Origin of the sequence: Acidovorax sp. (assembly GCF_022763525.1) — a bacterium.
Classification (GTDB): Bacteria; Pseudomonadota; Gammaproteobacteria; order Burkholderiales; family Burkholderiaceae_C; genus Acidovorax.
Genome location: NZ_JALEGG010000049.1, coordinates 1 through 8,465 on the forward strand (window position 1 = coordinate 1; position 8,465 = coordinate 8,465).

Sequence of the window (8,465 nt, forward strand, 5' to 3'; positions counted from 1 at the left end):
CGACACCAAGAAAAACGTGCAGAAGGTGGGTGAGGCCACTGGAATCGGAGTCAAACCCAAATGAAATTCTCCGTGTTCCAGATCAGCCGCCGTGGTGGCCGAGAGAAGAACGAAGACCGCATGGGCTATTGCTACACGCGCGAATCGGGCCTGTTCGTGCTGGCCGATGGCATGGGGGGCCACCCGGAAGGCGAAGTAGCCGCGCAGATTGCACTGCAGACCATCTCGGCATTGTTCCAGCGTCAGGCCAAGCCGCAGCTCAAGGATGTGCAGGAGTTCCTCTCGGGCGCGCTGCTGGCAGCGCACCACCAGATCCTGCGTTATGCCACGGACAAGGGCATGCTCGACACGCCGCGCACCACGCTGGTGGCTGCCGTGCTGCAGGCGGGCACGGCCACGTGGATCCATTGCGGGGATTCGCGCCTGTACATGGTGCGCGACGGCGACCTGCTCACCCGCACGCGCGACCACTCGTACATGGAGCTGCGCAATGCGCCTCCGCCGGGGCTGGAGCGCATCAACCGCAACGTGCTGTTCACCTGCCTGGGTTCCCCCACCAAGCCGATCTACGACATTACCGGGCCCGTCTACCTGGAGCAGGGCGACCGCATCCTGCTGTGCTCGGACGGCCTGTGGGGCACGCTCAGCGACGAGGACATCGCCAAGCAACTGGCCCGCAACGCGGTGTCGCATGCCGTTCCTGAATTGGTGGAAGATGCCTTGCGCAAGGCGGGCGACAGCAGCGACAACGTGACCGTGGTGGCACTGGAGTGGGAAACCCCCGATGCGTTCGAGTCTACCCAGGGTGTCTCGACTGACAGCATCAGCGATGACGTCTTTGCCTCGACCATCCAGGCTGGCCCGCTGGACGGCTTGGTGGACGACCTGGATGACGCAGCCATTGAGCGCTCCATTGCCGAAATCAATGAAGCCATCCGCCGGTCGGCTGCAAGGAAAGCCTAAGCCTCCCTCTGAGGCGCTTCGCGCCTCCCCCCTCCGCTCGGCTCCGCCGGGGAAGGGGACGCCACCAGCGCACTCAAGGGGCACCGCAGCTACGCCGCCTGGGAAGCCCTTGCGCGGTGGCCCTCACCCAGGGATTGCCCATTGCATCCGTTGCGCCACGAACTAGGAAAGACCACCCATGACCTTTGAACGCAGCGGCCAGCGCGCCGCCGATCAGTTGCGCCCCGTGCGCATCACCCGCCGTTACACCATGCATGCCGAAGGCTCCGTGCTGATTGAATTTGGCAACACCAAGGTGCTCTGCACCGCATCGGTGGAAGAGCGCGTGCCGCCGCACAAGCGGGGCAGCGGCGAGGGCTGGGTCACGGCCGAGTACGGCATGTTGCCCCGTGCCACCCACAGCCGCAGCGATCGCGAGGCGGCCCGCGGCAAACAAACCGGCCGCACGCAAGAGATCCAGCGGCTCATTGGCCGCTCGCTGCGCGCCGTGTTTGATCTCAAACTGCTCGGTGAGCGCACCATCCAGCTCGATTGCGACGTCATCCAGGCCGATGGAGGCACCCGGACCGCGGCCATCACGGGGGCCTGGGTCGCGGCCCAGGACGCTGTCAGCCAGTTGCTTGCCGACGGCAAGATCAGCCAGTCGCCGTTGCTGCAGCCCGTCGCAGCCGTTTCGGTCGGCATCGTGCAGGGCACGCCCCTGCTCGACCTGGAGTATGTCGAAGACGTGGATTGCGATACCGACATGAATGTCGTCATGACGGGCGCAGGCCATTTTGTGGAAGTGCAGGGCACCGCCGAAGGGGCCGCGTTCACTCGCGCAGAGATGGACCAGTTGCTGGCCCTGGCGGAAAAAGGCATTGCCGAGCTCGTGCACCTGCAGCAGGCTTCGCTGGCGATTGCTATTTAATTTGTAGCTACTTGCGCTGGTTGAATAAGCGCTAGAGGCCATTTTGACAATGAAAATCGTTCTTGCATCCAACAACCGCGGCAAGCTGGCCGAATTGCAGGCCATGCTGGAGCCCCTCGGCGTTGAGCTGGTGCGGCAGGCCGACCTGGGTGTGGGAGAGGCCGAGGAGCCCTTCCGCACGTTTGTGGAGAACGCGCTGGCGAAGGCGCGCTTTGCATCCGCCCACACCGGCCTGCCCGCGCTGGCGGATGACGCCGGGCTGTGTGTCGATGCGTTTGGCGGCCTGCCGGGCGTGGACACTGCGTACTACTGCACGCAGTTTGGCTACGAGAAAAGCGACGATAACAACGTGCGCGCGCTGCTGGCGCAAATGCAGGGCCTCGCCAACCGCCGGGCCGCCATGGTCAGCACGCTGGTGGCCGTGCGAAGTCCTGAGGATCCGGAGCCGCTCATTGCCGTCGGCCGTGTGGAAGGCGAGATCACCACTGAACCTCGGGGCACGAACGGCTTTGGATTTGACCCCGTGATGTTCATCCCGGCCTTCGGGAAAACCTTTGCCGAGCTGCCGGTCGACGTAAAGAACGCACACAGCCACCGTGGCCGCTCGGCGGCGCAAATGCTGGCCTTGATGCGCGAGCGGTGGATGACATGAAGCCCTCGGGACTCGCTTCGCGTGTTGCTTTCAGGGGGGGACGCCGCTGGCGCGTTAGGGCGGTCCTTGCGCGGCGTTCGCGCACTCAGCCAATCCTTCTGCGCGCGGCTGCCGCGGCGTGAGTGCACGAACCATTGATACCTGCCATGCAGATTCCCATCATCCCCGCTGCCATCCCGGACGACGCGCCCGCCGTTGTGCGCGACATCCAGCACTACATGCGCCCAGGCTTGCTGCAACTGCCCAGCCTGCCGCCACTGTCCCTGTACGTACACCTGCCATGGTGCCTCAAGAAATGCCCGTACTGCGACTTCAACTCGCACGAATTCCGCGCAGGCGGAGCCGGGGCAGAGGTGCCTAAGCAGCGCTACATCGATGCTCTGATGGCCGACCTGGAGGCCGCGCTTCCGCTGATCTGGGGTCGCCCGGTGCACAGCATTTTCATCGGGGGCGGCACGCCCAGCCTTTTCTCGCCTGCGTCGATCGATCGGCTGCTGGGCGACATCCGCGCGCGTCTGCGGCTAGAGCCCGACTGTGAAATCACGATGGAAGCCAACCCCGGCACGTTCGAAAAAGACCGCTTTCGCGCGTACCGCAGTGCGGGAGTCACACGGTTGTCTGTGGGGGTGCAGAGCTTCAACGATGGGCATCTGAAAGCCCTGGGCCGAGTGCACGACCGCGCCCAGGCCCTGGCGGCGGTGCAAGAGGCGGCGCAGGCCTTCGACACCTTCAATCTCGACATCATGTATGCGTTGCCGGGCCAGACGCTGCCGGACCTGGAGCAGGACCTGCAGACCGCCCTGGCGTTTGCGCCCCCCCACATTTCGATCTACCACCTCACCATCGAGCCCAATACCTACTTCGCCAAGTTTCCGCCCTCGGTGCCCGAAGATGACCAGGCCTACGCCATGCTCGACCGAATCACCGAGCTCACGGCGCAATCCGGCATGGCCCGCTACGAAGTGTCGGCCTATGCCCGGCCTGGGCACCAGTGCTTTCACAACACCAACTACTGGCAGTTTGGCGACTATCTGGGGATCGGCGCGGGCGCTCACAGCAAGCTCAGCTTTGCCCACCGCGTGGTGCGGCAGGTGCGCTTTCGCGATCCGGCGCGCTACATGGCCCAAGCGCTGGCGGGCCATGCCGTGGCGCAAGACGAGGATGTGCGCCGCACCGACCTGCCTTTTGAATACATGCTCAATGCCCTGCGCTTGCGCGAGGGGTTTGCGCTGCAGGATTTCATGTCCCGCACGGGACTGCCGCTCACGGCCATTGCCAAGGGCCTCGATGCCGCCGAGCGCAAAGGATTGATCCAGCGAGACACCGTGCGCGTGTGGCCCACGGAGCGGGGCTTTGATTTTTTAAGCGACCTGCAGGAGTTGTTCCTGGGGGAATGACGGGCGCCCAGAGCCCTCGAGCGCTCGCCTACCTAGCGCGTCAGGTCAATGCGGGGGCGGCCATGAACCGCGGGTGTCTAACCGCAGCGCACGGCCACGATGCGGCCGCTGCCATCCACCTCCAGGTTGAGGCGTTGCGCATTGAACTCCTTGGTGATCATCTGGCCCGGCCGCAGGATGCGGGCCATGTGCGCACCCGATCGGACCCGCGCTGACTCCATGACCGCGGCCGTGCTGTTCTGCCCGACTGCAAACTGGGCCGGCTGCGCATTGCATTCGGCGATGGGTGCTGGGGCGGCAGGTGACGGCGCGGTGGTTGACGGCGCTGGGCCCGGCGATGCAGCGGGCTGCCCGTAGCCGGAGCATCCCGCCAGGATGGCGACACCGGCCAGCCCAGCAGCAAGGGTTCGGGGAAATTTCAGTGCCATGGGTCATGCTCTCCAGTGAAGTTGGAAGAAGAATCGCGAGAGGACCCACGATACCGGAAGCGGCGTTTGCGCCACGTGACCGGGCGTAACACCCCATCCGGTCCGGCCTTTAAAGGGTTGTACTGCCTCGGCAATGCGATGGAAGGTCCTGCGGCCATCGGCAGGAATGGACACTGTCCTACACCGTCTGCCGCGGGGACAACATACTATTTATTGGTCGATACCCCGTCGACATCCCTCCCGCTTGCAACGAGCAAGTGTTAAGCCCGCAGTCTGCGGGCTTTTTTTTGGGATGGACCTTGTGCTGCTCTGACCGGCCATCAGGATGCGGACTGCAGGCGATCGCTGCGCTCGTCAACCTGCGGCAAGGCCAGCGTTGGCGCTGGTGCAGCCACGCTGCAGCCCTCTCTGGACAACACGCCGAACAGGTTCTTGGGGTCGGCCAGCGCCGGAATCAGGGCCAGCCGCTCGCCCACGCCATCCTGCTGCGCGGCCTCGTACATGAAGCGCAAGGCCGAATAGTCTTCGAGCGCGAAGCCGACGGAATCGAACACCGTGACCTGTTCGTTGCTGTCGCGCCCTGTTCGCAGCCCGCTGAGCACCTCCCACAGTTCCGTCACTGCAAAATCCGCGGGCATCTGCTGGATGTCTCCTTCCACGCGGGACTGGGGCGCGAACTCCACGAACACCTTTGCCGCCTCCAGCACGGCAGCCGCCAGTTCAGTCTTTCCGGGGCAGTCGCCGCCCACGGCATTGATGTGCATGCCCGGCTCCAGCATGTCTGGTGTGATGATCGTCGCGTACGTCTTATCGGCCGTGACGGTGGTCACGATGTCTGCACCTCGCACCGCCTCGCGTGTGCTGGCGCATGCCTGCACTTTCAGCCCGCTGCCTGCCAGGTTGGCCATGAGTTTGGCCGTGGCTGCTGAATCCATATCGAACAGCCGCACGGTGTCGATGCCCACAAGGTGCTGGAACGCAAGGGCCTGGAACTCGCTTTGCGCACCATTGCCGATAAGGGCCATCACGCGGCTCTCCCCCCGGGCCAGCGCCCGGGCCGCCAGCGCCGAAGTGGCTGCCGTGCGCAGGGCGGTCGTCAGGGTCAGCTCGCTCAGCAGCAAAGGTGTGCCCGTTGCCACATCTGCCAGCACCCCAAAGGCCATCACGGTCGAAAGGCCCAGGGCCGTGTTCTTCGGATGCCCGTTGACGTACTTGAAGCTGTACGCCGTGTCATCGGACACCGGCATCAGTTCGATCACGCCATCGCGTGAGTGGTTGGCTACGCGCGCCGACTTGTCGAAATCCACCCAGCGCAGGAAGTCGGCTTCGATGTTGCGGGCAATCGCGTCGATGCAGCGCGCCACCCCTCGGCGGCGCACCAGTTCCACCACGGTGGGGACGCTGAGATACAGCGGGTGGATACAAAGGCTGGGGCGGTTCATGGCGATGTCTCCTCTCCGAACAGTGGCACTGCGCGCGCCTTTTGTGCACGGCGTAGCAATATGAGGCCCAGTTTGGCGAAGCAGCGCGGCAATGAACAGCGGCAAAAAGGTGCCAAAATAGTTACGCTGTTGACGAATCGACAGCACAAAATGACAATTCGCGCAATGGACGACACCGATCAGCGACTCATCAGCCTGTTGCGGCAAAACGCCCGCCTGAACATCGCGGACCTCGCGCACAAGCTGGGCGTTTCACGCGGCACGGTGAACAACCGTCTGCGCAAGCTGGAGGACCAGCAGGTCATCCTCGGCTACACCGTCCGCCTGCGGCCTGAGAGCGAGCCGGACCGCATCCGTGCGTGGATGGGAATACAAGTGGAGGGCAACACCACCCGGCAGGTCATCGCCAGCCTGCTGGGCGAGCCTGGCGTCGTTGCGTTGCACGACACCAATGGACGCTGGGATTTGCTCGCGGAGATCGAAGCTTCGTCCATGCGAGAACTCTCGGATGTGCTTGAGCGCGTACGCCTGATCGGTGGCATCCGCGGGACTGAAACGAACATTCATCTCACGACCTACCGCTGAGCGTGGCGCACCTGCGGAGGGCCGTGAACAAAAAAGCGCCCGATGGGGCGCTGTACGGTGGACGGAAAAAACTGGCGGAGACTGTGAGATTCGAACTCACGGACGGTTGCCCGTCGGCAGTTTTCAAGACTGCTGGTTTAAACCACTCACCCAAGTCTCCGGGAGGAAGGCGCGGATTTTAGCCCATGGTGGCGCCGGTATCTGGATGCACTCTTTTATAGCGAGCCCCGGGGGCGGCCAGTCGCTGTGGGAGATGTCCATGGCAGTGGCTGTCTGCGGCATGACGTTGTGGAGGGCCGCTGCAAGGCCCAGCTCACGCAGCGATCGCCGCCCGTGCCATATGGATTTCCCGCATGGCGTGGATATTGTTTGCCCAGGGCAAACGCTATAGATTCAGTTCGTGCAAGGCAGTGGTGGGGGTGGTTCTCCGTTGTGCGGCTCTCGTCAAGCGCCGCGATCGCTACCACGTCCTGCCGCGGGAGAGCTGTGAAAAACCTCTCTGCAGAACGCCATCGATGAGGGGCCTTTCATGACGACGGAAAAGTTTCACGATGCAAACCCGCAGGCGGGCCCTGCCGGCGATGGGGGCCATTCCGAAGGCGCTTTGCAGGATGTCCAGACCCTGGTGTTTCGCACCCTGATCGGCATCATGCCGGACCGGATTTATGCAAAGGACCTGCAGGGCCGTTTCATATTGGCCAACCACGCGGTTGCGAACCTGATGGGTAAGCGTACGCCCGAGGAGATGCTGGGGAAGACGGACTTTGATTTCTACCCCGAGGAACTCGCGGCGGAGTACTTTGCGGTCGAACAGGCGCTACTCAGTTCCGGCAAGCCCTTGATCGCGTGCGAGCAATATGTGCCCAATCTCAGCACGGGCGAGCCAGGGTGGATCGAAACCACGAAGGTTCACTTGCGCGATCCCGAGGGCAACGTGATCGGTCTGGTGGGACTCGCTCGGGATGTCACGGAGCGCAAGCGGATCGACGCCGAGTTGCTGAGCCGCAACAAGGAACTCACCGAAGTCAATGCGAAGCTCTTTCAGGCGCAGGAGCAGCTCTTGCAGGCAGAGAAGATGGCGTCTTTGGGCCAGCTGGCAGCCGGCGTAGCCCATGAAATCAACAACCCCGTGGGCTTTGTGAGTTCCAACCTCGGCAGCCTGGAGCGCTATATCGAGGATCTCTTCAAGCTGTTGGCGGCCTGCGAAGCCCACGAGCACGAATTGAAGGCGGACACCTTGGCCGCCCTGCAAACGCTGAAGCAGGACATCGACATCGCGTTTCTGCGCGAGGACGTGATGAGCCTGCTGCGCGAATCGATGGAGGGCATGCAAAGGGTCAAGCAGATCGTCCAGGATCTCAAAGACTTCTCACATGTGGGAGAGGCCGAGAGGCAGTGGGCAAACCTGGAACGTGGACTGGACAGCACGCTCAACATGGTGCGCAACGAGGTCAAGTACAAGGCCGAAGTGATCAAGGAATATGCCGGCGTTCCCGACATTGAGTGCGTGCCTTCCCAGCTCAACCAAGTCTTCATGAACCTCATCGTCAATGCAGCCCATGCGATTGAGGAGCGGGGCACGATCACCGTGCGCACCGGCAGCGATGCGGAAAAGGTCTGGGTCGAAGTGGTGGATACCGGTAGCGGCATTTCCAAGGACCACCTGCCGCGGATCTTTGAGCCGTTCTATACGACCAAACCGGTAGGGAAGGGCACGGGGCTGGGACTTTCGCTCTCGTACGGCATCGTGCAGCGCCACCGCGGCAGTATCGAGGTGACAAGCGAAGTGGGCAAGGGCAGCTGCTTCAGGGTGACGCTGCCCATCCAGTACGCGGGCGCGTAGCGGCGCCGCCAGCGCCGCAGCCTATTTTTTCAGCATTCCCCGGGTCTCGATGAACTTGACCACGTCCGCGACGCCGGCCAGGGTCTTGAGGTTGGTCATCACAAACGGCTTGAGGCCCTGGGCCGTGGTGCGCATGCGGGTGGTGTCGGCGTGCATCACGTCCAAGTTGGCGCCTACGTGGGGGGCCAGGTCGGTCTTGTTGATGATGAACAGGTCGCTCTTGGTGATGCCGGGGCCACCCTTTC

Annotated in this window: 9 protein-coding genes and 1 tRNA gene; 6 read left to right on the top strand and 4 right to left on the bottom strand. The window is 63.3% G+C overall.

Annotated features, from left to right (window positions below; translation table 11 throughout):
* The first annotated feature begins 60 nt into the window (after nt 1-60).
* The 4 genes from MRY84_RS03545 (at nt 61) to hemW (ending at nt 3,922) form a co-directional block, all read left to right on the top strand.
* Nucleotides 61-963, top strand: coding sequence for a PP2C family serine/threonine-protein phosphatase (locus MRY84_RS03545; protein ID WP_291504376.1), 903 nt, complete (start codon nt 61-63; stop codon nt 961-963).
* Nucleotides 964-1,141: 178 nt separating this feature from the next.
* Nucleotides 1,142-1,873 (top strand): ribonuclease PH, encoded by a 732-nt coding sequence (rph, locus tag MRY84_RS03550; protein ID WP_291504377.1) that lies wholly within the window; start codon nt 1,142-1,144, stop codon nt 1,871-1,873.
* A gap of 49 nt (nt 1,874-1,922) precedes the next feature.
* Nucleotides 1,923-2,525: an RdgB/HAM1 family non-canonical purine NTP pyrophosphatase gene (gene rdgB, locus MRY84_RS03555; RefSeq protein ID WP_291504378.1), complete on the top strand. Its 603-nt coding sequence runs from the start codon at nt 1,923-1,925 to the stop codon at nt 2,523-2,525.
* Between the two features lie 146 nt (nt 2,526-2,671).
* The gene (gene hemW / locus MRY84_RS03560) at nt 2,672-3,922 is read left to right on the top strand and encodes a radical SAM family heme chaperone HemW (protein WP_291504379.1); all 1,251 of its coding nucleotides are present in this window, start codon (nt 2,672-2,674) and stop codon (nt 3,920-3,922) included.
* A gap of 77 nt (nt 3,923-3,999) precedes the next feature.
* Here hemW and MRY84_RS03565 read toward each other — a convergent pair whose 3' ends face one another.
* Together MRY84_RS03565 and MRY84_RS03570 are read right to left on the bottom strand one after the other, a co-directional pair.
* A complete protein-coding gene (locus MRY84_RS03565; protein WP_291504380.1) occupies nt 4,000-4,350 on the bottom strand; it encodes an I78 family peptidase inhibitor in 351 nt (116 codons plus the stop codon).
* 320 nt (nt 4,351-4,670) lie between these two features.
* Nucleotides 4,671-5,792 carry an ornithine cyclodeaminase gene (locus tag MRY84_RS03570; protein WP_291504381.1) on the bottom strand — a complete coding sequence of 374 codons (1,122 nt, stop codon included), beginning with the start codon at nt 5,790-5,792 and terminating at the stop codon, nt 4,671-4,673.
* Nucleotides 5,793-5,957: 165 nt separating this feature from the next.
* On the opposite strand from MRY84_RS03570, the gene MRY84_RS03575 reads away from it, so the two are divergent.
* Nucleotides 5,958-6,377: an Lrp/AsnC family transcriptional regulator gene (locus tag MRY84_RS03575; RefSeq protein ID WP_291504382.1), complete on the top strand. Its 420-nt coding sequence runs from the start codon at nt 5,958-5,960 to the stop codon at nt 6,375-6,377.
* 72 nt (nt 6,378-6,449) lie between these two features.
* On the opposite strand, the gene MRY84_RS03580 is transcribed toward MRY84_RS03575, so the two are convergent.
* Nucleotides 6,450-6,537 (bottom strand) — tRNA-Ser (locus MRY84_RS03580).
* Between the two features lie 369 nt (nt 6,538-6,906).
* Here MRY84_RS03580 and MRY84_RS03585 point away from each other — a divergent pair.
* Nucleotides 6,907-8,220: an ATP-binding protein gene (locus tag MRY84_RS03585; RefSeq protein WP_291504383.1), complete on the top strand. Its 1,314-nt coding sequence runs from the start codon at nt 6,907-6,909 to the stop codon at nt 8,218-8,220.
* A gap of 21 nt (nt 8,221-8,241) precedes the next feature.
* Here the strand turns inward: MRY84_RS03585 and MRY84_RS03590 are convergent.
* Nucleotides 8,242-8,465: GTP-binding protein (locus tag MRY84_RS03590; protein ID WP_291504384.1), on the bottom strand; the 224-nt coding region annotated here is incomplete at its 5' end.

What these genes read in the sequence shown, in the direction of transcription:
- hemW (WP_291504379.1), top strand. Translation starts at nt 2,672, where the DNA reads ATGCAGATTCCCATCATCCCCGCTGCCATCCCGGACGACGCGCCCGCC.
- rph (WP_291504377.1), top strand. Translation starts at nt 1,142, where the DNA reads ATGACCTTTGAACGCAGCGGCCAGCGCGCCGCCGATCAGTTGCGCCCC.
- MRY84_RS03570 (WP_291504381.1), bottom strand. Translation starts at nt 5,792, where the DNA reads ATGAACCGCCCCAGCCTTTGTATCCACCCGCTGTATCTCAGCGTCCCC.
- MRY84_RS03585 (WP_291504383.1), top strand. Translation starts at nt 6,907, where the DNA reads ATGACGACGGAAAAGTTTCACGATGCAAACCCGCAGGCGGGCCCTGCC.
- MRY84_RS03545 (WP_291504376.1), top strand. Translation starts at nt 61, where the DNA reads ATGAAATTCTCCGTGTTCCAGATCAGCCGCCGTGGTGGCCGAGAGAAG.
- MRY84_RS03575 (WP_291504382.1), top strand. Translation starts at nt 5,958, where the DNA reads ATGGACGACACCGATCAGCGACTCATCAGCCTGTTGCGGCAAAACGCC.
- MRY84_RS03565 (WP_291504380.1), bottom strand. Translation starts at nt 4,350, where the DNA reads ATGGCACTGAAATTTCCCCGAACCCTTGCTGCTGGGCTGGCCGGTGTC.
- rdgB (WP_291504378.1), top strand. Translation starts at nt 1,923, where the DNA reads ATGAAAATCGTTCTTGCATCCAACAACCGCGGCAAGCTGGCCGAATTG.